Source organism: Cupriavidus sp. GW821-FHT07C08 (genome assembly GCF_059419025.1).
The window spans coordinates 31,935-53,023 of sequence record NZ_JBWKQZ010000015.1 but is presented as its reverse complement, the minus strand read 5'-3'; the positions used below and the strand labels follow the sequence as shown (position 1 = coordinate 53,023).

The 21,089-nt window shown below is 66.5% G+C and carries 24 protein-coding genes; 8 read left to right on the top strand and 16 right to left on the bottom strand.

Going from position 1 to position 21,089, the window contains the following annotated elements; genetic code table 11:
* Positions 1–126: 126 nt before the first annotated feature.
* Complete coding sequence (locus AC07UK_RS19415) at positions 127–975, top strand: sulfurtransferase (protein WP_436221058.1); 849 nt, start codon at positions 127–129, stop codon at positions 973–975.
* 21 nt (positions 976–996) lie between these two features.
* On the opposite strand, the gene AC07UK_RS19410 is transcribed toward AC07UK_RS19415, so the two are convergent.
* The 5 genes from AC07UK_RS19410 to rpsP all read right to left on the bottom strand — a co-directional run bounded on the left by AC07UK_RS19410 (position 997) and on the right by rpsP (position 4,126).
* Positions 997–1,677, bottom strand: a complete 681-nt coding sequence (locus AC07UK_RS19410; RefSeq protein ID WP_436221057.1) for a CoA pyrophosphatase — start codon at positions 1,675–1,677, stop codon at positions 997–999.
* A gap of 153 nt (positions 1,678–1,830) precedes the next feature.
* Complete coding sequence (gene rplS, locus AC07UK_RS19405) at positions 1,831–2,223, bottom strand: 50S ribosomal protein L19 (RefSeq protein ID WP_013955882.1); 393 nt, start codon at positions 2,221–2,223, stop codon at positions 1,831–1,833.
* Between the two features lie 75 nt (positions 2,224–2,298).
* The gene (gene trmD / locus AC07UK_RS19400) at positions 2,299–3,081 is read right to left on the bottom strand and encodes a tRNA (guanosine(37)-N1)-methyltransferase TrmD (RefSeq protein ID WP_436221056.1); all 783 of its coding nucleotides are present in this window, start codon (positions 3,079–3,081) and stop codon (positions 2,299–2,301) included.
* 55 nt (positions 3,082–3,136) lie between these two features.
* Positions 3,137–3,760: a ribosome maturation factor RimM gene (gene rimM / locus AC07UK_RS19395; protein WP_436223044.1), complete on the bottom strand. Its 624-nt coding sequence runs from the start codon at positions 3,758–3,760 to the stop codon at positions 3,137–3,139.
* Between the two features lie 111 nt (positions 3,761–3,871).
* Positions 3,872–4,126 (bottom strand): 30S ribosomal protein S16, encoded by a 255-nt coding sequence (rpsP, locus tag AC07UK_RS19390; protein ID WP_010812927.1) that lies wholly within the window; start codon positions 4,124–4,126, stop codon positions 3,872–3,874.
* Positions 4,127–4,302: 176 nt separating this feature from the next.
* Between rpsP and AC07UK_RS19385 the strand changes: the two genes are divergently transcribed.
* From AC07UK_RS19385 to AC07UK_RS19365, 5 genes are all read left to right on the top strand, one after another.
* Complete coding sequence (locus AC07UK_RS19385; protein WP_436221055.1) at positions 4,303–5,430, top strand: PQQ-dependent sugar dehydrogenase; 1,128 nt, start codon at positions 4,303–4,305, stop codon at positions 5,428–5,430.
* Between the two features lie 153 nt (positions 5,431–5,583).
* Entirely contained in the window at positions 5,584–5,985 is a 402-nt protein-coding gene (locus tag AC07UK_RS19380) for a hypothetical protein (protein WP_436221054.1), read from the top strand.
* Positions 5,986–6,283: 298 nt separating this feature from the next.
* Entirely contained in the window at positions 6,284–6,439 is a 156-nt protein-coding gene (locus tag AC07UK_RS19375) for a hypothetical protein (RefSeq protein ID WP_013955876.1), read from the top strand.
* A gap of 136 nt (positions 6,440–6,575) precedes the next feature.
* Positions 6,576–7,067: an NINE protein gene (locus tag AC07UK_RS19370; RefSeq protein WP_436221053.1), complete on the top strand. Its 492-nt coding sequence runs from the start codon at positions 6,576–6,578 to the stop codon at positions 7,065–7,067.
* Positions 7,068–7,089: 22 nt separating this feature from the next.
* On the top strand, positions 7,090–7,998 hold the full coding sequence (locus AC07UK_RS19365) for a LysR family transcriptional regulator (protein WP_494686234.1): 909 nt from the start codon (positions 7,090–7,092) through the stop codon (positions 7,996–7,998).
* Positions 7,999–8,153: 155 nt separating this feature from the next.
* Here the strand turns inward: AC07UK_RS19365 and AC07UK_RS19360 are convergent, their stop codons facing one another.
* The 3 genes from AC07UK_RS19360 to AC07UK_RS19350 are packed head-to-tail and all read right to left on the bottom strand — an operon-like array spanning position 8,154 to position 10,030.
* On the bottom strand, positions 8,154–8,276 hold the full coding sequence (locus tag AC07UK_RS19360; protein WP_436221051.1) for a hypothetical protein: 123 nt from the start codon (positions 8,274–8,276) through the stop codon (positions 8,154–8,156).
* An 18-nt stretch (positions 8,277–8,294) separates the two neighbouring features.
* On the bottom strand, positions 8,295–9,515 hold the full coding sequence (locus tag AC07UK_RS19355; RefSeq protein WP_494686235.1) for a PA0069 family radical SAM protein: 1,221 nt from the start codon (positions 9,513–9,515) through the stop codon (positions 8,295–8,297).
* A gap of 11 nt (positions 9,516–9,526) precedes the next feature.
* The gene (locus AC07UK_RS19350) at positions 9,527–10,030 is read right to left on the bottom strand and encodes an Lrp/AsnC ligand binding domain-containing protein (protein ID WP_013955869.1); all 504 of its coding nucleotides are present in this window, start codon (positions 10,028–10,030) and stop codon (positions 9,527–9,529) included.
* Between the two features lie 108 nt (positions 10,031–10,138).
* On the opposite strand from AC07UK_RS19350, the gene AC07UK_RS19345 reads away from it, so the two are divergent.
* On the top strand, positions 10,139–11,443 hold the full coding sequence (locus tag AC07UK_RS19345) for a D-amino acid dehydrogenase (protein WP_494686236.1): 1,305 nt from the start codon (positions 10,139–10,141) through the stop codon (positions 11,441–11,443).
* A 78-nt stretch (positions 11,444–11,521) separates the two neighbouring features.
* Here the strand turns inward: AC07UK_RS19345 and AC07UK_RS19340 are convergent, their stop codons facing one another.
* The 8 genes from AC07UK_RS19340 to AC07UK_RS19305 form a co-directional block, all read right to left on the bottom strand.
* Positions 11,522–13,306: an acyl-CoA dehydrogenase gene (locus AC07UK_RS19340; RefSeq protein WP_494686237.1), complete on the bottom strand. Its 1,785-nt coding sequence runs from the start codon at positions 13,304–13,306 to the stop codon at positions 11,522–11,524.
* Between the two features lie 109 nt (positions 13,307–13,415).
* Complete coding sequence (locus tag AC07UK_RS19335; RefSeq protein ID WP_013955866.1) at positions 13,416–14,351, bottom strand: electron transfer flavoprotein subunit alpha/FixB family protein; 936 nt, start codon at positions 14,349–14,351, stop codon at positions 13,416–13,418.
* A gap of 18 nt (positions 14,352–14,369) precedes the next feature.
* Positions 14,370–15,119 (bottom strand): electron transfer flavoprotein subunit beta/FixA family protein, encoded by a 750-nt coding sequence (locus tag AC07UK_RS19330; protein ID WP_494686238.1) that lies wholly within the window; start codon positions 15,117–15,119, stop codon positions 14,370–14,372.
* A 218-nt stretch (positions 15,120–15,337) separates the two neighbouring features.
* The gene (locus AC07UK_RS19325; RefSeq protein ID WP_010812939.1) at positions 15,338–16,135 is read right to left on the bottom strand and encodes a MetQ/NlpA family ABC transporter substrate-binding protein; all 798 of its coding nucleotides are present in this window, start codon (positions 16,133–16,135) and stop codon (positions 15,338–15,340) included.
* Between the two features lie 46 nt (positions 16,136–16,181).
* Positions 16,182–16,835, bottom strand: a complete 654-nt coding sequence (locus AC07UK_RS19320; RefSeq protein WP_010812940.1) for a methionine ABC transporter permease — start codon at positions 16,833–16,835, stop codon at positions 16,182–16,184.
* Positions 16,825–17,859 (bottom strand): methionine ABC transporter ATP-binding protein, encoded by a 1,035-nt coding sequence (locus AC07UK_RS19315; protein WP_114132306.1) that lies wholly within the window; start codon positions 17,857–17,859, stop codon positions 16,825–16,827. Before AC07UK_RS19315 ends, AC07UK_RS19320 begins: the two co-directional genes overlap by 11 nt.
* A 164-nt stretch (positions 17,860–18,023) precedes the next feature.
* The gene (locus AC07UK_RS19310) at positions 18,024–18,827 is read right to left on the bottom strand and encodes an enoyl-CoA hydratase (RefSeq protein WP_436221047.1); all 804 of its coding nucleotides are present in this window, start codon (positions 18,825–18,827) and stop codon (positions 18,024–18,026) included.
* A 12-nt stretch (positions 18,828–18,839) separates the two neighbouring features.
* Positions 18,840–19,763 carry a histone deacetylase family protein gene (locus AC07UK_RS19305; RefSeq protein WP_436221046.1) on the bottom strand — a complete coding sequence of 308 codons (924 nt, stop codon included), beginning with the start codon at positions 19,761–19,763 and terminating at the stop codon, positions 18,840–18,842.
* 149 nt (positions 19,764–19,912) lie between these two features.
* Between AC07UK_RS19305 and mltB the strand changes: the two genes are divergently transcribed.
* Positions 19,913–21,019 (top strand): lytic murein transglycosylase B, encoded by a 1,107-nt coding sequence (gene mltB, locus AC07UK_RS19300; protein WP_013955859.1) that lies wholly within the window; start codon positions 19,913–19,915, stop codon positions 21,017–21,019.
* Positions 21,020–21,089 lie beyond the last annotated feature (70 nt).

Sequence of the window (21,089 nt, the reverse complement as noted above, 5' to 3'; positions counted from 1 at the left end):
GATCGGAGTGCTTGGGAATGCGCGGCGCCGGCACCCGCACGCGTTATAATTTCGCCTTTCCAATCAGGCAGTTATCGCAAGCCGTCGGCGCCCCTTCCGGACGCGGCCGTGCAGGCGCAGTCTCTCATGCAGATCGTCAATATTTCCGCTTACAAATTCGTCTCGCTGGACGACATCGAGGCCCTGCGCCCGGCCATGCGCGAGCGCTGCGAAGCGGCCGGCCTGAAAGGCACGATCCTGCTCGCGCCCGAGGGCATCAACATGTTCCTGGCGGGCCCGCGCGCAGCCATCGACGGCTTCATGGCCTGGCTGCATGCCGATGCGCGCTTTGCCGATATCGCGCCCAAGGAAAGCCTGTCGGAGCACCAGCCCTTCAAGCGCATGCTGGTGCGTGCCAAGAAGGAAATCATCACCATGAAGATGCCACTGATCCGCCCCGAGGCGGGCCGTGCACCTTCGGTGCGACCGGCCGACCTGAAGCGCTGGCTGGACCAGGGGCACGACGACGAGGGCCGTCCGGTGGTGATGCTTGATACGCGCAATGATTTCGAGGTCGCGGTCGGCACTTTCGAGGCGGCGGTCGAGTACGACATCGCCAAGTTCAGCGAATTTCCCGAGGCGGTGGGGGCGCACAAGGCGGAGCTGGAGGGCAAGACCGTGGTGTCGTTCTGCACCGGCGGCATCCGCTGCGAGAAGGCGGCGATCCATATGCAGGAAGTCGGCGTGGAGCGCGTGTACCAGCTCGAGGGCGGGATCCTGAAGTACTTCGAGGAAGTGGGTGGCAGCCACTATCGCGGCGACTGCTTTGTCTTCGACTACCGCACAGCGCTGAATCCCAATCTGGAGCCGGCCGGGCCCAAGCAGTGCTTTGCCTGCCGCGCTGTGGTCACGCCCGAGCAGCAGCAGAGCCCGCACTATGTGGTGGGCACGAGCTGCCCGCACTGCATCGGCAGCAAGGACCAGGCGGCGGCCTGATCCAGGTCGCGCAACGGCGGCTCAGGCCGCCAGCAGGTGGTAGAGATTGCGCAGCATGCCCGCGGTCGCGCCCCAGATAAAGCGGTGGCCGCCGTCCTCGCGCGGATAGGGCATGGCGTAGAAGATCCGTTCGCCGTCGACCCAGCGGAACAGGCGCCGCTCATGGTGCGAGGGATTCATCAGGAAGGCCAGCGGCACTTCAAAGACATCGGCCACTTCCGACGCGTCCGGGCGCAGCGTAAAGCCGTCGCGCACCAGGCCCACCACCGGGCTCACGTGAAAGCCGGTGCCGGTGATGTAGTCCGGCAACGCACCCAGCACTTCCACGTAATCGCGCGCCAGTCCCACCTCTTCTTCCGTCTCGCGCAGTGCCGTATCGATGCGGTTGGCATCCCACTCCTCCTGGCGTCCGCCCGGGAAGCTGATCTGCCCGGCATGCGCGCTCAGGTTGGCATTGCGCTGCGTCAGCAGCACCGTCAGGCCTTCATGGCGCTCCACCAGCGGCACCAGCACGGCGGCGTCGCGCAGCCCGCGGCTGCGGTCATAGACACGCGATTCATCGGTCAGCTCCGGCGCCCAGGCCGGCGGCACCTGGAAGCGGTGCCGGATAAAGTCCACCTCCAGCCGCGGCGCGCTCAGGGCGCTGTTGCGCAGGTCGGTGTCGATGACGGGAAGGGATTCGGGATCGAAAGCAGGACGCATAACATCGCAAGTATGACAGAAGCGCGCATTCTGGCGCCGCAGCAAAAATGCCCGCCGCTTCCAGCATTTGCGCCGCGCCAATGCAAAAAGGGCACCCTGGGGTGCCCTTCCTGAGGAAACGCTGGCCGGGCTGCCCCGGCCGGCATGCCCAGCTTACTGCGCAGCCTTGGCAGCGACAGCAGCCTTCGACACCAGCTTTTCCTTGATACGTGCGGACTTGCCCGAACGCTGGCGCAGGTAGTACAGCTTCGCGCGACGCACGTCGCCGCGACGCTTCACTTCGATGCCGGCGATCAGCGGCGAGTACAGCTGGAACGTACGTTCCACGCCTTCACCCGACGAGATCTTGCGCACGATGAAGGACGAATTCAGGCCGCGGTTGCGCTTGGCAATCACGACGCCTTCGTAGGCCTGCACGCGCTTGCGCGTACCTTCCACCACGTTCACGTTGACGATCACGGTGTCGCCAGGTGCGAATGCGGGGATGGTCTTGTTCGCGGTCAGACGCGCGATCTCTTCCTTCTCGATCTGCTCGATGATGTTCATCGTTTTTTCTCCGTAACCATCGTGCCGGCGTTGTATGCCCCAGGCATTGCCCGGGCCCCGGCAGAGGATGGGGTTTTACCTGGCGGGAGTTTCCCCCCGCCCTTCCTTCGCCGCCCATTCCGACAAGAATTTCTCGTCGGCGCGGGTCAGCAAACCTTGTTCGCGAGCGGCCTCGATCAGGTCGGGGCGCTTGCTCGCGGTATTGGCCAGCGCCTGCTGGCGCCGCCATTTCTCGATCTCGGCATGATGGCCCCCGAGCAGGATGTCGGGGACCCGCACGCCTTCATATTCTTCCGGCCGCGTGTAGTGCGGACAATCCAGCAGGCCGTTGACGAAGCTGTCCTGCACGGCCGACTGCGCATCGCCCAGCACGCCGGGCAGATGGCGCACCACGGCGTCGATCAGCGCCATCGCCGGCAGCTCGCCGCCCGACAGCACAAAGTCGCCGAGGCTGATTTCCTCGTCCACGCGGCGGTCGATCAGCCGCTGGTCGATGGCCTCATACCTGCCGCACAGCAGGACCAGGCCCGGCCGTTCGGCCAGCTCCATCACCTTGGCATGCGACAGCGTCTTGCCCTGCGGCGACATCAGCACCACATGCGGCTTCGGCACGCCGGCCTGCGCCTGCGCCGCCACCGCGGCATCGATCGCGTCATCCAGCGGCTTGGCCAGCATCACCATGCCGGGACCGCCGCCGTAAGGACGATCATCGATGGTGCGGTAGTTGTCGACCGTGAAATCACGCGGATTCCAGGTGCGCAAGCCATAGCGCTGCTGCTTGGCCGCCCGGCTGGTGATACCCCAGTCGGTCAGCGCGCGAAACATGTCGGGAAACAGCGTGATCACATCGAACTGCATCCGCTCTCTCCCAATCCCAATCCTGCGCCAATCCCGCACCATCGCGGGCACAGGCTCAGTAGTCGAGCCCCCAGTCCACCACGATGCGCCTGCCCGCGGTATCCACCGAGCGTAGGAACGCATCGACAAACGGGATCAGCCGTTCACCGGCCTTGCCGTCAGGCTGCACAAAGGCGACCTGCAGGATCTGGTGGGCACCGTTATCGATCAGCCCGGACACCTCGCCCAGCAACTCGCCTTGCTCGTTGCTGACGGTGCAGCCGATCAGGTCGACCCAGTAGAACTCATCTTCTTCCGGCGCGGGAAAATCCGCACGCCGGATCCACACGCGACGGCCCTTGAGCGCTTCCGCAAGATTGCGGTCGGCCACGCCGGACGCTTGCGCCACGACGGTGCCGCTGTGCTCGCGCGACTGCGCGATCTTTACGCAGACGGGCTGGGCACGCGACGCATCGGCCGCCACCAGCCCCGCCTGCGGCGGTGCCAGCAGCCACCAGCGTCGGGCATGCAGCAGGGCCGAAGCATCATCGGCATGCGGCAAGACCTTGATCCAGCCACGGATGCCGTAGGCAGCGCCAATATAGCCGACCTCTACCAGGTCTTCCGGCAGGGGGTCGGCATACAGGAGCGCCGCGGGCAGCTTGCAAGCCTTTTGCGGCTCGCCCTGGGGCTGAACCAGCGGTCGGTTCAGCGGCCGGGCGGCGCCCTGCTTTCGTTCAGTCACGTGTGCAATAAGAACGCGCCCCGCCGGCCGTAAAAACGGTTCGACGGGGCGCGCTGCAGGCGACTATCAGGCAGCAGCCTTGGCGGCGCCTTGCTTGACCAGGCGGGCAACGGTCGGCGACAGCTGGGCGCCAACGCCTTGCCAGTAGGCCAGGCGGTCTTGCGCCAGGCGCAGGCCTTCTTCACCTTCCGTAGCCAGCGGGTTGTAGAAACCAACGCGCTCGATGAAACGACCATCGCGACGGTTGCGCGAGTCGGTGGCGACGATGTTGAAGAACGGGCGCTTCTTGCTGCCGCCGCGAGCCAGACGGATAACGACCATGGAATGATTCCTCAGAAAACGGGGTGTTCGAAACGGGGTGTTCGAGGACGTTCGAACACGAAACGTAAGAGTATAGCCCAGTTACCGAGGCCAAACAAACACTTAGGTGAACTTAGGTGATTGACGCGCGCCTGCCGTGCAGGCATCGTGGCAAAAACCGCGACAGGAGGCCCGACATGCGCCCGGCTCTGCACTTCATGGCACGCACCGTGCGGCCTGCGGCCCTGCTCGCCATTGTACTGCTGGCAGGCACCGGGTCAGCGCCGGCCGCCCTGCCGCTGGACCAGGTCCGTCTGCCGCCTGGTTTCCGCATCGAGGTGCTGACGCAGGACGTGCCAGGCGCGCGCGCCATGGCGATGTCGCCGTCGGGCACGCTCTTCGTCGGCTCGCGCGGCGAAGGCAAGGTCTACGCGGTGACCGACGCGCTGGGGGCCCGGCCGCGCGTGCGCACGGTCGCCACCGGGCTGCGCATGCCGGCCGGCGTGGCCTTGCACGACGGCAGCCTGTACGCGTCCTCGGTGTCGAAGATCGTGCGGATCGACCATATCGAGGCCAGCCTCGACAAGCCGCCGGCACCAACGGTGGTGAGCGACCGCTTCCCGACGGACGGGCACCACGGCTGGAAATTCATCGCCTTCGGTCCCGACGGCTATCTCTACGTGCCGGTCGGCGCGCCATGCAACATCTGCGCGCCCGACGAGAACCGCTACGCCAACATCATGAAGATGAAGCCCGACGGCAGCGACCTGCAGGTGGTGGCACGCGGCGTGCGCAACACCGTCGGCTTCGACTGGCACCCGGCCACGCGCGAACTGTGGTTCACCGACAACGGCCGCGACCGCATGGGCGACGACCTGCCCGACGATGAACTCAACCGCGCCACCGCTGCCGGCCAGCATTTCGGCTACCCGTACTGCCATGCCGGCAAGGTTGCCGACCCCGAATATGGCAGCCAGCGCCCCTGCGCCGAGTTCGTGCCGCCGGTGGCCCTGCTGGGCGCGCACGTGGCGGCCCTGGGCATGCGCTTCTATACCGGCACGCAATTCCCGGCGGCCTACCGCAACAATGTCTTCATTGCCGAGCACGGCAGCTGGGACCGCAGCGAGCCGTCCGGCTACCGCGTGGTCCGGGTGGTGCTCGACGATGCCGGCAAGGCGGTGCACCAGGAGGTGTTCGCGCAGGGCTGGCTGCGCGGTGGCAGGCCGTGGGGCCGCCCGGTCGACGTCCTGGTTGCACCGGACGGTTCGCTGCTGGTCAGCGACGACCTTGCCGGGGCCATTTACCGCATCCGCTACCGGCCCTGAACCCCGCTGAAAACCCCACGGAAAGGGGGCCCGGGTGGCCGAAACAATCCGTTACACCGGTAACGGGATTGGCATAGGCGCCCCGATGGCCCATGCGTACCATGAACCCATCTTCCAACAGCAACACAGCGCGTCAGGAACCTGGGAATCCGCATGCTCACCCGCTCTCTCCTGCGCGACCTGGTGGCTGGCATCCTGGTGGCCTCGGGCCTGGTCGGCGCGGTTGCCGCCAGCCATGCCCAGGTCGCGTTCTGGCAACAAGTACGGCCTGATGGCCGCTCCGCACGGATGCAGCCGCAGCCCCGCGACGGCTGGCAGATGGCCACCGTGCGCGCCGAGAGCCGCGAGCACGTGCAAGCCCAGATCGACCGCATGGAAGCACGTGCCCGTGCCGACGACCGCCTGAGCGGGCGCCGCGCCGCGCTGGCTGGTGCCCGCGACGATAACCGCGGCCGGGGCCAGGAACGCGACAACCCCAATGAAGCCCGCAACGACTCCCGGCCAGGCAACGTCGGCCCCGGCTGGCAGGCACGTGGCCGCGACAATGGCCGATAACGGTCGCTGCTGACGGCTGTCGGCGCAACCCCGCCCATTGCCGCACGGCCCAACGGTCTTTCGGCTGTTCGCGGAACTCCTCCCCCGCTCCCCCTGTCTCTATTTAAGTGTGTGCCCCGCTTTCCGGGTGCCACGCACAGGCTGCCGCCCGGCGCTGTCCGGGGCTCACAGCGTGCCGTCCAGTGCAGACGGCAATCGAACTGACCTGCCTCTGCCCGACACCTCCTGCCGGACCCGATCAAGACGGCACGGGCGCAGCCTCCAGAAAGACAATAACAATAATTCTGTGAGGTTTATCATGTCATCCCTTCTTAGCGACCTGGCCGAACATGCCGGCCAGTTATCGCTGTCAATTCTGTTCATGGGCATCCTGACCCTGGTCCTCTACGGCGAAACCCATATCAGCGAGCACGCGGTGGCCTTCCTGGACGGCCTGCAGTCAGGCTGGCATTAGCGCCGTCCTGCGCGTCTTCTGACGCACTTCCCTTTCTTGCGCTGACTGCCGGCGTACAATGTGGGCCAGCCGGTACCCGTGTGCCGCCGCTCCTGTGCCGGTGCATTGCCGGCCCGCAACCGCCGGATATCCGACCATGCCTGCAGCCACGCCAGCCCGCCATGCCTCCACGCTCGCCTCGCCGCCCGCGCGCGGCAAATCGAAGCTGCTGACCGTGGCGCTGGCGTTCCTGTTCGGCAGCCTGGGCGCGCATCGCTTCTACCTGGGCGGCCTGCGCGACCCGTATGGCTGGACGCACCTGCTGGCGCTGCTGGCGGGCGCGATCGGCGTGGCCTCGATGGCGGCCGGCGCGGGCACCCCGGCGCTGAACTGGACCTTCGCCGTCGCCGGCGGAGCCTCCGTCATCAGCGCCTTCCTGGCGGCCATCGTCTACGGGCTGCGCCCGGACGACAAATGGGACGCACGCTTCAACCAGCTCGGCAAACCTACGCGCTCCGGCTGGCCGGTGGTGATCCTGGTGATCCTGTCGCTGCTGATCGGCACCGGCCTGCTGATGGCCGGGCTGGCGATCAGCTTCCAGACCTTCTTCGAATCGCAGGTCGAGGCCGCCCGCGCGTTGTCGCAATAGCGGCCGCGGCGGCATTGGCGCCGTGCATTTCGACCTGCTCGACATTGCCGTCTTCGTCCGCGCCGCGGCACTGGGCAACCTGTCGGCCGCCGCGCGCGACCTGGGCTTGTCCACCTCTACCGCCAGCGCCCGCCTGGGCCGGCTGGAACAGTCCCTGGGCAGCCGCCTGCTGCATCGCACCACACGCCGGCTGGCACTCACCGCCGACGGCGAACGCTTCCTGCCGCATGCGGAGCAGTTGCTTGCCACCGCGGATCTGGCCAGCGAATCGGTCGGCACCAGCACCGAGCACCCGCGCGGGCAGTTGCGCGTGACCGCGCCGGCGTCCTTCGGGCGCCAGCATGTCTCGCCGGCGCTGCCGGAATTCCTTGCCGCCTATCCCGACATCACGCTTGACCTGCGCCTGACCGACCAGGTGATCGGACTGGTCGATGCCAGCATCGACGTGGCGCTGCGCATGGGCGTGCTGCCCGATTCCACGCTGGTGGCACGCGCGCTCGCACCCAGCCACCGCGTGATCTGTGCCTCACCCGCCTACCTGCAGCGCCATGGCGTGCCGCGCCACCCGGACGACCTGCGCCAGCACAACTGCCTGGTCCTGGCCGACCAGTCGGCGTGGCGCTTCAATACGCCGCTGGGCGAGGCCGTGGTGAACGTGCGCGGCAACCTGCGCGTGGATAACGGCGAAGTGCTGCGCGACGCGGTGGTGGCCGGCGTCGGCATCTCGCTCAAGTCGACCTGGGATGTGGGCCCGCTGTTGCGCAGCGGTGCGCTGGTGACAGTGCTGGACGAATACCCGGTGGTGCCGGCAGTGTCGATCTGGGCAGTGTTTCCCAGCCGGCACCTGGTACCGCCCAAGACACGCGCCTTCGTGGATTTCTTCGCCGAGCGCTTCGGCAACCCGCCCTATTGGGACCGGCCCGATACCTAGAGCGCACTGCGCGCTTGCGCACGATCAAGGCCGGCGCAAACGGCGGCTCTCCTTTCCGCCAATTCGCCCATACTGGTAGAGCCGTCCGATCCCGGCGGTGTCACGCGCGGCGGGGCCACACCCTGGCGCAAAGGAGCAAGCATCGACATGCCAACCTATGAGGAAGGACGCCTGGCGGCGATCGCTGTCAGGCTGGCGCTGTCCTCGGGACTGCCGCCATCGAGCGCGAAGGCCGCGCTGGAACTCGCCAGCAGCATGATCGGCGACCAGTTGGCCACCGAGCGCGCTCAGAAGACTCAGAACAGCGAACCCTGCGGATCGTCCTTGCCGCGGGGCCCCCTGACTGGCGGGCGGAAACGCGACGTATCCAGCTCGAACCGGTTGTAACGGAACCCTAGCCGTTCGGCGGCCTTGTAGAACCGCTGGCGCAGCAAGTCGGCCCACACGCCCGTACCGCGCATGCGCGAGGCAAAGCTGGCATCGTAGGCTTTGCCCTCGCGCATGTCGCGCACGCGGTTCATCACCCGTTCCGCGCGGTCGGGAAAATGCGCCAGCAGCCATTCCTCGAACAGCGGCCGCACTTCCCAGGGCAGCCGCAGCACGATGTAGTTTGCATAGACGGCGCCCGCTTCGTGCGCCGCTTCCAATACACGCTCCAGGTCGGGTTCGGTGATGAACGGGATCACCGGGGCGATGCTCACACCCACCGGGATGCCCGCGTCGGTCAGCGTGCGGATGGTGCGCAGCCGGCGTGACGGCGTGGCCGCGCGCGGTTCCAGCGTGCGCGCGATGCCGGCGTCCAGCGTGGTGATGGTGACCGCGGCCACCGCCAGCCGCTTCGCCGCCATCGGCGCGAGCAGGTCGATATCGCGCTCGATCAGCGACGACTTGGTAATCAGCGCCACCGGGTGGTCGCACTCGCTCAGAACCTCAAGCAGGCCGCGCGTGATGCGCTGTTCGCGCTCGATCGGCTGGTAGGCGTCGGTGTTGACGCCCAGCGCAATGGTCTCGCAGCGGTACGACGGCCGTGCCAGCGCCTCGCGCAGCCGCTCGGCGGCGTTGGTTTTGGCATAAAGCTGCGTTTCAAAGTCCAGCCCCGGCGACAGGTCCAGGTAGGCGTGCGTCGGCCGGGCGAAGCAGTAGATGCAGCCGTGCTCGCAACCGCGGTAGGGGTTGAGCGAGACATCGAACGGGATGTCGGGCGATGCATTGCGTGTCAGGACCGAACGGGCGCGCTCGATATGGACTTCCGTGCGCAGCGGCGGCAGCGGGGTTCGCTCCGGCGACGGTGCGGCCTCGATGGTATGCGGCGCCTCTTCCGGTGCACTGCCCCAGCCATCGTCGAACGCTTCGCGCAGGTCGCGCTCGAAACGCCCCTGCAGGTTGCTCACGGCGCCCCGGCCCTTGCGCGCCACGGGCGGCCGCGGGCCTGCCTGCGGCGCGAGTGCATCCGGGTCGGCATCGGGCCGCGTCGGTCGGCTGCTGGCGGACTTGGGTTTCTGCGGGGGGCGTTCCATGCTGGCCTTGGTCACACTGCCTGACTCTTCTCCTCGACGGAAATCGCCAGTGTCTCCTTGATCTCTTCCATCACCACATAGCTCTTCGACTGCGCTGCGCCGGGCAGCTGCAGCAGGATATCGCCCAGCAGCCGGCGGTATTCGCCGATTTCGCGGATGCGCGCCTTGATCAGGTAATCGAAATCGCCCGAGACCAGGTGGCATTCCAGCACTTCCGGGATGCGCAGCACCTCGCGCCGGAACTGCTCGAACATATTGCCCGACTTGTTGCCCAGCGAGATCTCGACGAACACCAGCAGCGCGCTGCCCAGCAGTGCCGGGTTCAGCCGTGCGTAGTAGCCCATGATGACACCATCGCGCTCCAGGCGCTTGACGCGCTCGATGCAGGGCGTGATGGTCAGCCCGACCGCTTCGGCGAGGTCCTTCATCGACATCCTGCCGTCGCTTTGCAGCGCCATCAGGATCTTGCGGTCGAGCCGGTCGAGGGTGCGCATGGGCTGGCGACTCGTTCTCATGAGTTTTTCCTGTTTTCCTGAGAAATTCGATAACAATGACTGGATTGGATTCAATAGTATAGAGATAAATCCTTTATCAACTTGTCATTGCAGTTGGAGCTCCCGGACATGCGCGTTCTCGTACTCGGCAGTGGTGTTATTGGCGTCACCAGTGCGTGGTACCTGGCCAAGGCCGGTCACGAAGTGACCGTCGTCGACCGCGAGGCGGGTCCTGCGCTCGGCACCAGCTTTGCCAACGCGGGGCAGATCTCGCCCGGCTATGCGTCGCCATGGGCCGCGCCCGGCGTGCCGCTCAAGGCGATCAAGTGGATGTTCCAGGAACACGCGCCACTCAGCATCCGTCCGGACGGCACCCTGTTCCAGCTGCAATGGATGTGGCAGATGCTGCTGAACTGCAGCGCCGGGCGCTACGCCGTCAACAAGGAACGCATGGTGCGGCTGGCCGAGTACAGCCGCGACTGCATCCGCGCGCTGCGCGCGGAAACCGGCATCGCTTACGAAGGCCGCCAGCAAGGCACGCTGCAGGTGTTCCGCACCGAAGAGCAGCTGCAAGGCGCGGCCAAGGACATCGCCGTGCTGGAAGAAGCCGGGGTGCCCTACCAGTTGCTTTCGCGCGAGGAACTCGCCGCGAGCGAACCGGCGCTGGCCGCCGTCCGCCACAAGCTGGCCGGCGGCCTGCGCCTCCCCAACGATGAAACCGGCGACTGCGCGCTGTTTACGCAACGGCTCGCAGGCATGGCCGAGATGCTGGGCGTGAAATTCCTGTACAACCGCTCGATCGACAGCCTGATGACCCAGGGTGACGCCGTCACCGGCGCCGTGGTCAACGGCGAGCCGATGGCCGCCGACCTGGTGGTGGTGGCGCTGGGCAGCTGGACGACGCAACTGGTCAAGCCGTTCCTGCGTGGCATGTCCAACCTGCCGGTGTACCCGCTCAAGGGCTTCTCGATCACGGTGCCGCTGAACGATCCGTCGCGCAGCCCGGTGTCCACCGTGCTGGACGAAACCTACAAGGTCGCCATCACCCGCTTCGAAGACCGCATCCGCGTGGGCGGCATGGCCCAGATCGTCGGCTATGACCGCAGCCTTGATCCGGCCAAGCGCCGCACGCTCGAACACGTGGTGACCGACCTGTTCCCGGGCGCCGGTGATGTCAGCCGCGCCACCTTCTGGACCGGCCTGCGCCCGATGACCCCGGACGGCACGCCCATCGTCGGCCCGACCCGGGTGCGCGGCCTGTGGCTGAACACCGGCCACGGCACGCTGGGCTGGACCATGGCCTGCGGCTCGGGCAAGCTGCTGTCGGACCTGGTCTCGGGCAAGTCGCCCGCGATCCGCGCCGACGACCTGTCGGTGGGCCGCTACCTGAAGCCCGCGCGCCAGCACCTGGCGCCGCGCCCGGCTGCCGCCTGATCCAGGTACCGTCCCGACCAGCAAAAAGGGCGACCCTTCGGGGTCGCCCTTTTCACGTCTGCGCGCAGCGCTTGCCGGTCAGAACTGCTCGGCGGTCAGCGCATTGACCGGCGCCCCGCCGCTGACGACGGCATCACGCAATGCCGACGCCTGCGACAGGATGTGCTCGGCGAAGAAATGCGCGGTCGCGATCTTGGCATCGTGGAAGGCAGGATCCTCGGCGCGCCTGGCATCGGCAGCCAGCATCGCGCGGCCGAACTGCCAGCCGGAGAACACGATGCCGCACAGCTTCAGGTAAGGCACGCTGCCGGCAAAGACGGCGTTCGGGTCCGACTTGGCATTGGCCACGACAAACGCCACTACATCTTCCAGCGCCGCGCGGCCCTTGGCCAGTTGCGCCTGCATCGCGGTGAACGCAGTGCAGCCATGCTTGCCCAGCGCGGCCTCGGTCTCGGCGATCTGCGCGCAGATCGCGCGTGCCACGGCGCCGCCGTCGCGCACGGTCTTGCGGCCGATCAGGTCGTTGGCCTGGATTGCGGTAGTGCCTTCGTAGATCGGCAGGATGCGCGCATCGCGGTAGTGCTGCGCCGCGCCGGTTTCCTCGATAAAGCCCATGCCGCCGTGCACCTGCACGCCCAGGCTGGTGACATCGATCGACAGCTCGGTGCTCCAGCCCTTCACCACCGGCACCAGGAACTCGTAGAAGGCCTGGTTCTGCTGGCGCACGGCCTCGTCGGGATGCTGGTGCGCCGCGTCGCTGGCGGCCGCAGCCACGTAGGCCACGGCGCGTGCGCCTTCGGTCAGCGCGCGCATGGTCATCAGCATGCGCTTGACGTCCGGGTGGTGGATGATGGTCACCGCCTCACGCGCCGAACCATCGACCGGGCGGCTCTGCACGCGCTCGCGCGCAAAGGCCACCGCCTGCTGGTAGGCGCGTTCGGACACGGCGATGCCCTGCATGCCGACCGAGAAGCGTGCCGAGTTCATCATGATGAACATGTACTCGAGGCCGCGGTTCTCTTCGCCGACCAGCGTGCCGATGGCGCCGCCATGGTCGCCGAACTGCAGCACGGCCGTGGGGCTGGCCTTGATGCCCAGCTTGTGCTCGATCGACACGCAATGCACGTCGTTGCGCTCACCGGTGCTGCCGTCGGCGTTGACCATGAATTTCGGCACGATGAACAGCGAGATGCCCTTGACGCCCTCGGGCGCGGTGGGCGTGCGGGCCAGCACGAGATGGACGATGTTCTTCGCCATGTCGTGCTCGCCGTAGGTGATGAAGATCTTGGTGCCGAACACCTTATAGGTGCCGTCGCCCTGCGGCTCGGCACGGGTGCGCACCGCGGCCAGGTCCGAGCCGGCCTGCGGCTCGGTCAGGTTCATGGTGCCGGTCCACTCGCCCGAGATCAGCTTCGGCAGGAAGGTCGCCTTCTGGTCATCCGTGCCGGCCGTCAGCAGCGCCTCGATGGCACCATCGGTCAGCAGCGGGCACAGCGCAAACGACAGGTTCGCGCTGTTCAGCATCTCGTTGCAGGCGGTGGCGATCAGCTTGGGCAGGCCCTGGCCGCCAAACTCCTGCGGATGCAGCACGCCCTGCCAGCCGCCCTCGCCGAATTGGCGGAACGCTTCCTTGAAGCCGGGCGTGGTGGAGACCACGCCGTCCTTCCAGCTGCTCGGGTCCAGGTCGCCGGCGCGGTTCAGCGGCGCGACCACCTGCTCGTTGAACTTGGCGGCCTCGTCCAGCACGGCCTCGGCCGTTTCCGGCGTGGCTTCTTCGAAGCCCGGCAGTTTGCTGACGGCCTCAAGCCCGGCCAGCTCGTTCATGACGAACAGCATGTCCTTGATCGGCGCACGGTAAGTCATCGATGTCTCCCAACATGTATGAAAAAGCCGTTCGCGGGTCACCCCCGGAACGGCTCGTTACTTGCTACCTGCGGCTACCCGTGCCGGCCGCCGGGCGGCCGGCGAAGCATCAGCCCAGTGCTGCCACCAGCTCCGGCACCACGGTGTTCAGGTCGCCCACCAGGCCGTAGTCAGCCACGGAGAAGATCGGCGCTTCGGCATCCTTGTTGATCGCGACGATCACCTTGGAGTCCTTCATGCCGGCCAGGTGCTGGATCGCGCCGGAGATACCGACGGCGATGTACAGCTGCGGCGCGACGATCTTGCCGGTCTGGCCGACCTGGTAGTCGTTCGGCACGAAGCCGGCGTCCACGGCGGCGCGCGAGGCACCCAGTGCGGCGCCCAGCTTGTCGGCCAGCGGCGTCAGCACCTTGGTGTAGTTCTCACCCGAACCCACGCCACGGCCACCCGAGACGATGATCTTGGCGGCGGTCAATTCCGGACGGTCGCTCTTGGCCACTTCGCGCGAAACAAACTGCGAAACGCCTGCGTCGGCCACGGCCGGCAGGGTTTCAACGGCGGCCGAGCCACCTTCGGCGGCAGCGGCGTCAAAGGCGGTGCCGCGCACGGTGATGACCTTGATCTTGTCTTCCGACTTGACCGTGGCAATGGCGTTGCCGGCGTAGATCGGGCGCTCGAACGTGTCCGGGGCGTCGACCTTGGAGATTTCCGAGATCTGGGCCACGTCCAGCTTGGCAGCCACGCGCGGCAGGATGTTCTTGCCGTATGGGGTGGCCGGAGCCAGGATGTGCGAGTAGTCGTTGGCGATGGCCAGCGCCTGCTCGGCCACGTTCTCGGCCAGGCCGTCACCGAAGTACGGTGCGTCGGCCAGCAGGACCTTGGTCACGCCGGCGATCTTGGCGGCGGCGTCAGCCGCGGCCTTGGCGTTGGAACCAGCCACCAGCACGTGCACGTCGCCGCCGCACTGGGCAGCGGCGGTCACGGTGTTCAGCGTGGCGGCCTTGATGGATTGATTGTCGTGTTCAGCAATGACGAGTGCAGTCATGTTATTTCTCCCCCGCGCTCAGATAACCTTGGCTTCGTTCTTCAGCTTCTGCACCAGCGTCGCGACGTCCGGCACCATCACACCCGCGCTGCGCTTGGCAGGCTCGACCACCTTCAGGGTCGACAGGCGCGGCTTGACGTCGACGCCGAGGTCTTCCGGCTTGACGATATCGAGCTGCTTCTTCTTGGCCTTCATGATGTTCGGCAGCGTGACGTAGCGCGGCTCGTTCAGGCGCAGGTCGGTCGTCACCACGGCCGGCAGCTTGAGCGACAGCGTTTCCAGGCCGCCATCGACTTCACGCGTCACCGAGGCCTTGCCGTCGGCAACCACCACCTTGGAGGCGAACGTGGCTTGCGGCAGGCCAGCCAGCGCGGCCACCATCTGGCCGGTCTGGTTGGAGTCGTCGTCGATGGCCTGCTTGCCCAGGATCACCAGTTGCGGCTGTTCCTTGTCGATCAGCGCCTTCAGCAGCTTGGCCACGGCCAGCGGTTGCAGGTCTTCGTTCGTTTCCACCAGGATGCCGCGGTCGGCACCGATGGCCATCGCGGTGCGCAGGGTTTCCTGGCACTGCGTGACACCGCACGAGACGGCGATCACTTCGGTGACAACGCCGGCTTCCTTCAGGCGCACGGCCTCTTCCACGGCGATTTCGTCGAAGGGGTTCATGCTCATCTTCACGTTGGCCAGATCGACGCCGCTGCCGTCCGCCTTGACGCGGACCTTGACGTTGTAATCCACCACCCGCTTGACTGCGACGAGTACTTTCATGCGCTCACTCCACTGATAGCTGATAGTCAGAAATTTTGTTCGCTCGTCATTATAACCACCGGGTTGGCGGCTCTCCTGTTTTTCGAACGATCGTACTATTTTATCGGCAAAATGATGCCGGGCATAGCCCGGCAGATCCCAGCCGTCCAGCGATTGTGCCGCAAACCGGGGCTTGCGGGCATCGTCTGATTGGATGAAACCCTCAAAGTGACGTCGGCTTACCAGGCGGTAATGACCGAGTCCTTGAAGGTCGATGTGACGTATTGCTTGATTTCCGGCGAGTGATAAGCCTTCACCAGCTTGGCCACCCAGGGCTTGCTCTTGTCAGCCTCGCGGATCGCGATCAGGTTGGCGTACGGACCCTTCGGGCCTTCGATGGCGATGGCGTCCTTGACGGGCGACAGGCCGGCCGATTCCGCGTAGTTGCCGTTGATGGCGGCGGCATCCAGGTCATCCAGCGAGCGCGGCAGCTGCGCGGCGTCCAGCTCGACGATGCGGATCTTCTTCGGGTTCTCGACGATGTCCAGCGGCGTGGCCTTCAGGCCGGCGTTGGGCTTGAGCTTGATCACGCCCTTGCTCTGCAGCAGCAACAGGCCGCGCCCGCCGTTGGTGGGATCGTTGGGCACGCCCACGCGCGCACCCTGCTTGAGCTGGTCGAGCGACTTGATCTTCTTGGAGTACACGCCCATCGGGAACGTCACCGTATAGGCGATATGCGTGAACTTGTAGCCGCGGTCCTTGATCTGGGCCTCCAGGTACGGCAGGTGCTGGTAGCTGTTGGCGTCCAGGTCGCCGGCGGCCAGCGCGGCGTTGGGCTGGATGTAGTCGCTGAACTCGACCACCTGGATGTTCAGGCCGTCCTTGGCGGCGACCTTCTTCACCTGTTCCATGATCTGGGCGTGCGGGCCGCCGGTCACGCCGATCTTGATCGGCTTTTCCTGGGCGACGGCGCCCGTTGCCAGCGTTGCGCCGATCGCGGCGCCGAGAATCCATTGCAGCAGGTTGCGACGTTGCATGATATGCGTTCCTGTTTCAGAAAATAATTGACTTGGCGTTGACGGATTAGCGGTGGCTGATACGGCGGACAAGCCAGTCGCCGAAGCTCTGCACGGCCTGCACGAACACGATCAGGATCACCACCACCGCCACCATGACCTCGGTGATATAGCGCTGGTAGCCGTAGCGGATGCCCAGGTCGCCCAGGCCGCCGCCGCCGATCGCGCCGGCCATGGCCGAATAGCCGACCAGGCTGACAAAGGTGATGGTCAGGCCGGCGACGATGCCGGGCATGGCCTCGGGCAGCAGCACCTTCCACACGATCTGGCGGGTGGTGGCGCCCATCGACTGGGCGGCCTCGACCAGGCCCTTGTCGACCTCGCGCAGCGCGCTTTCCACCAGGCGCGCGATAAACGGGATCGCCGCGATGGTCAGCGGCACGATCGCCGCGGTGGTGCCGATCGACGACCCGACGATAAAGCGCGTGAACGGGATCACCACCACCAGAAGGATGATGAACGGGATCGAGCGCACGGCGTTGACCACCACGCCGATGCTGCGATTGAACAGCGGGTGCGACAGCACGCCGCCGCGGTTGGTCAGGTGCAGCAGCACGCCCAGCGGCACGCCCAGCAGCGAGCCGACCACGCCCGAGATCGCCACCATCAGCAGGGTCTCGTTGAACGAGGTCAGGAACAGGTCAAACATTTCAGACCACATGCTCGAACTCCTCCACCACGACGCCTTGCGCCTGCAGGTATTCCATCGCCGCCTTCACGTCGGCCAGTTCGCCCGTGGCCATGATCGCCAGCGAGCCGAAGGCCTGGCCCTGGATCTCGTCGATATGGCCGTGCAGGATATTGAAGTCCAGCCCGTAGCGGCGGATTGCCTGGGCCAGCACCGGCTGGTCCACGCCCTCGCCGGTGAAGGCCAGGCGGTAGACGTGGTCGCGCCCGTTGCCCAGCCGGCTTTCCACGCGCTTGAGCACGCTGGCCGGCAGCTCCTGCGAGATGACGTCGCCGATCATGGCGCGCGTGACGTCGTGCTGCGGGCGCAGGAATACGTCGATCACGCGCCCGGTTTCCACCACCTGGCCGGCTTCAAGCACGGCCACGCGGTCGCAGACCTGCTTGATGACTTCCATCTGGTGCGTGATCATCACGATGGTCAGGCCCAGGTCGCGGTTGATCTGCTTGAGCAGTTCCAGGATGGAGCGGGTGGTTTCCGGGTCCAGCGCGGAAGTGGCCTCGTCCGACAGCAGCACCTTGGGCTTGCTGGCCAGCGCGCGCGCAATGCCCACGCGCTGCTTCTGCCCGCCGCTGATCTGCGCCGGATAGCGGTCCTTCAGCGCAGACAGGCCCACCAGGTCCAGCAGCGGCAGCACCGTCGCGGCGATCTCGGCCTTGGGCTTGCCGGCCAGTTCCAGCGGCAGCGCCACGTTCTCATACACCGTGCGCGACGACAGCAGGTTGAAGTGCTGGAAGATCATGCCGATCTCGCGGCGTGCCAGGCGCAGCGCGCCCGTGTCCAGCGCTGTCAGTTCCTGGCCCGCGACGATCACGCGGCCGCTCGAGGGCCGGTTCAGCAGGTTGATGGCGCGTACCAGGGTGCTCTTGCCGGCGCCGCTGCGGCCGATAATGCCGAAGACTTCGCCCGCCGCTATCGACAGGCTGACGTCCCGCAATGCATGCACGTCGCCAGACGCGCCCGGGAAGCGCTGCGACAGTCCTTGCAGTTCGATCATGGAAAGGTGACCAAAAGAAAACGGCAACAGGCGAGGGATCTCCAGCGCTGTTGCCGCTCGTTATTTTTCTGAAACGCGTATTTTATGCGATTCGCTTCATACCATAAACGACTTTTTGCCGATGTCTTTATACGTTCCCGGCATATAAGAAGCGAGAAAGTCGATTATGAGCCACGCCAGGACGGCGAACGCTTGTCAATGAAGGCCTGCACCCCCTCCAGCGCCGACTCGTCCATCATGTTGCAGGCCATGGTCTGGCCGGCCAGCTGGTAGGCGGCCTCGATGCCCATTTCCAGCTGGCGGTAGAACAGGCCCTTGCCGGCGGCCACCGCGGCGGCCGGCTTGGCGCAGATGCTGGCGGCCAGGCGCGCCACCTCTTGGTCCAGCTGCCCAGCGGGCACTACCCGGTTCACCAGCCCGCGCTCACGGGCGGTTTCGGCGTCGATCATGTCGCCGGTCAGCAGCATCTCCATTGCCTGCTTGCGGTGCAGGTTGCGCGACAACGCCACCCCGGGCGTCGAGCAGAACAGGCCCAGGTTGACGCCGGATACCGCAAAGCGCGCATCGTCGGCGGCCACCGCCAGGTCGCACATGGCCACCAGCTGGCAGCCCGCCGCCGTGGCGATGCCCTGCACGCGCGCAAGCACCGGCTGCGGCATCTTCTGGATCGCCATCATCATGCGCGTGCAGCGGTCGAACAGGCGCCGGTAGTAGTCGTGCGACGGCGAGGCCCGCATCTCGCGCAGGTCGTGCCCGGCGCAGAAGGCCTTGCCGGCGCCGGCCAGCACCACCACGCGCACGGTGTGGTCCGACGCCAGCCGGCCGAGGGCTTCGGTCAGCGCGTCGAGCAGCCCTTCTGACAGTGCATTGAACGCCTGCGGCCGATTCATGGTCAGTCGCACCACGCCCGCGGCGTCGCGCGCTTCGGTCAGCAGCGGCGCGTCCACGCGCGCATCGTTCTCGGCCATGGCCATGCTCTCCTATCGTTCCAGCAGCACCTTCAGGTGCGCCAGCACGCTGCGGCCCAGCGCGCTCAGGTTGTAGCCCCCCTCCAGGCAGCTGACGATGCGGCCCTGCGCATGGACGCGCGCAAGGTCCACCAGCTGGCCGGTAATCCAGGCGTAGTCCTGCTCCACCAGGCCCATCTGGCCCAGGTCGTCCTCGCGGTGCGCATCAAAGCCGGCGGAGATAAACAGCATCTGCGGGCGGAATTCATTGAGCCGCGGCAGCCAGATGGTCTCGACCACTTCACGCACGGCCATGCCGTTGGTATAGGCCGGCAGCGGGATGTTGACCATATTGGGCGCGAGATGCTCGGTGCCGCTGTACGGATAGAACGGGTGCTGGAAGATGCTGCACATCATCACCTGCTCGTCGCCGCGGAACGCCGCTTCGGTGCCGTTGCCGTGGTGCACGTCGAAATCGATGATGGCCACGCGCTCCAGGCCGTGCGCCCGCAGCGCGTGGCGCGCGGCAATGGCGACGTTGTTGTAGAAGCAGAAGCCCATGGCGCGGTCGGGCTCGGCGTGGTGGCCGGGCGGGCGCACGCAGCAGAACGCGTTCTCGAACTCGCCCGCGATCACCGCATCGGTGGCCGCCACCGCCGCGCCCGCGGCCAGCGTGGCGGCGGCAAGCGTGTGCGAGTTCATCGAGGTATCCGGATCGATCGCGTGATAGCCGCTGGCCGGGCTGGCGCGTTCGAGCGAATCGACATAGTCGGGACGGTGCACGCGCTCAAGCTGCTCGCGCGTGGCGGGCGGGGCTTCGCGGCGCTCCAGCAGCCCGTCCAGGCCGTGCGAAATCAGGTGATCCTCGATCGCCTGCAGGCGTTCCGGGCACTCAGGATGGAAATGCCCCATCTCGTGCCGCTGGAACTCGGGGTGCGTGTAATAGCCTGTCGGCATCTCTTATCGTCGCAATGTTGTCTCCAATCGCTACGTTAGCACACGCCAGCCCATGCCACCCAGCGGCGCCGGCGCGCCATGCCGTGACGGCTTGCCCGTAGTTGCCGCAGTGGCATCCGCTATACTCGGTGCGACTTGCAAAGGACATCATGACCGACACCCAGCGCTCACTGCGACGCCCCCTGCTGGGCGCCGCGCTTTCCGCTGCCGCACTCGGACTCTGCGGCCTCTCCCCCAGCCTGCTCGCCGCGGGCAAGCGCCGCGTCAGCATGCGCGAGGAAGAGATCGAACCCGGCCGCTACCGCGACAATCCGCAGACCCGCGCGTTTATCGACGAGATGGTGGCCCGCCACCGCCTTGACCGCGGGATGCTGCAGGAGTGGTTTAGCCAGGCGGTCTATTCGGCCACCGTGGTGCGCCTGATCATGCCGCCCGCCACCACCGGCCGCAAAAGCTGGCGCACCTACCGCTCGCGCTTTATCGAGCCGATCCGCATCAATGCGGGCGTGCGCTTCTGGCAGGACAACCGCGACACGCTGCGCCGCGCCGAAGCCGAGTTCGGCGTGCCGGCCTCGGTCATCGTCGGCATCATCGGCGTGGAAACCATCTACGGCCGCGACATGGGCACCTTCCGCGTGCTCGATTCGCTGTCCACGCTCGCCTTCGACTACCCGGACACGCCCAACCGCGAAGCCCGCAGCACGCTGTTCCGCAACCAGCTGGCCGACTACCTGCTGTGGTGCCGCGACACCCGCACCGACGTGTACTCGGTGCTGGGCTCCTTCGCGGGCGCGATCGGCATCCCGCAGTTCATGCCGACCAGCCTGCGCGAATACGCCATCGACTACGACAACAACGGCCGCATCGACCTGCGCAACAGCCCCACCGATGCCATCGGCAGTGTCGCGCGCTTCCTGCAGCTGCACGGCTGGGAGCCGGGCCGCCCGGTGGTGTGGCGCATTGCCGGCGACGCCGGCAGCCTGGGTGTCGCCACGGCGGCGGCCGACGGCGAGCCGTGGCCGACGCGCACGCTCAACCAGCTGACCCGCGCCGGCCTGCGCGTGGACGAGCCGATCGACCCCGTGCGCGAAGGCGAGACCGGCGTGCTGGTGGTGGACCTGCCCACCCCCGACCAGCCGACCGAGTACCTGCTCGGCCTGCGCAACTTCTACGTGCTGACGCGCTACAACCGCAGCTTCTTCTATGCGCTGGCGGTGTACCAGCTGGGCGAGGCGGTAAAGGCGGCGATGGGCTGACGCCAGCTGCCCGCAAAAAGCAAAAAGGCCTCGCAATTTGCGAGGCCTTTCTTGTTGGCACCGGTTCAGG

Coding starts and splice junctions, on each gene's coding strand:
- AC07UK_RS19415 (WP_436221058.1), top strand. CDS start 127: ATGCAGATCGTCAATATTTCCGCTTACAAATTCGTCTCGCTGGACGAC.
- AC07UK_RS19410 (WP_436221057.1), bottom strand. CDS start 1,677: ATGCGTCCTGCTTTCGATCCCGAATCCCTTCCCGTCATCGACACCGAC.
- rplS (WP_013955882.1), bottom strand. CDS start 2,223: ATGAACATCATCGAGCAGATCGAGAAGGAAGAGATCGCGCGTCTGACC.
- trmD (WP_436221056.1), bottom strand. CDS start 3,081: ATGCAGTTCGATGTGATCACGCTGTTTCCCGACATGTTTCGCGCGCTG.
- rpsP (WP_010812927.1), bottom strand. CDS start 4,126: ATGGTCGTTATCCGTCTGGCTCGCGGCGGCAGCAAGAAGCGCCCGTTC.
- AC07UK_RS19385 (WP_436221055.1), top strand. CDS start 4,303: ATGCGCCCGGCTCTGCACTTCATGGCACGCACCGTGCGGCCTGCGGCC.
- AC07UK_RS19380 (WP_436221054.1), top strand. CDS start 5,584: ATGCTCACCCGCTCTCTCCTGCGCGACCTGGTGGCTGGCATCCTGGTG.
- AC07UK_RS19375 (WP_013955876.1), top strand. CDS start 6,284: ATGTCATCCCTTCTTAGCGACCTGGCCGAACATGCCGGCCAGTTATCG.
- AC07UK_RS19370 (WP_436221053.1), top strand. CDS start 6,576: ATGCCTGCAGCCACGCCAGCCCGCCATGCCTCCACGCTCGCCTCGCCG.
- AC07UK_RS19355 (WP_494686235.1), bottom strand. CDS start 9,515: ATGGAACGCCCCCCGCAGAAACCCAAGTCCGCCAGCAGCCGACCGACG.
- AC07UK_RS19350 (WP_013955869.1), bottom strand. CDS start 10,030: ATGAGAACGAGTCGCCAGCCCATGCGCACCCTCGACCGGCTCGACCGC.
- AC07UK_RS19345 (WP_494686236.1), top strand. CDS start 10,139: ATGCGCGTTCTCGTACTCGGCAGTGGTGTTATTGGCGTCACCAGTGCG.
- AC07UK_RS19340 (WP_494686237.1), bottom strand. CDS start 13,306: ATGACTTACCGTGCGCCGATCAAGGACATGCTGTTCGTCATGAACGAG.
- AC07UK_RS19335 (WP_013955866.1), bottom strand. CDS start 14,351: ATGACTGCACTCGTCATTGCTGAACACGACAATCAATCCATCAAGGCC.
- AC07UK_RS19330 (WP_494686238.1), bottom strand. CDS start 15,119: ATGAAAGTACTCGTCGCAGTCAAGCGGGTGGTGGATTACAACGTCAAG.
- AC07UK_RS19325 (WP_010812939.1), bottom strand. CDS start 16,135: ATGCAACGTCGCAACCTGCTGCAATGGATTCTCGGCGCCGCGATCGGC.
- AC07UK_RS19320 (WP_010812940.1), bottom strand. CDS start 16,835: ATGTGGTCTGAAATGTTTGACCTGTTCCTGACCTCGTTCAACGAGACC.
- AC07UK_RS19315 (WP_114132306.1), bottom strand. CDS start 17,859: ATGATCGAACTGCAAGGACTGTCGCAGCGCTTCCCGGGCGCGTCTGGC.
- AC07UK_RS19310 (WP_436221047.1), bottom strand. CDS start 18,827: ATGGCCGAGAACGATGCGCGCGTGGACGCGCCGCTGCTGACCGAAGCG.
- AC07UK_RS19305 (WP_436221046.1), bottom strand. CDS start 19,763: ATGCCGACAGGCTATTACACGCACCCCGAGTTCCAGCGGCACGAGATG.
- mltB (WP_013955859.1), top strand. CDS start 19,913: ATGACCGACACCCAGCGCTCACTGCGACGCCCCCTGCTGGGCGCCGCG.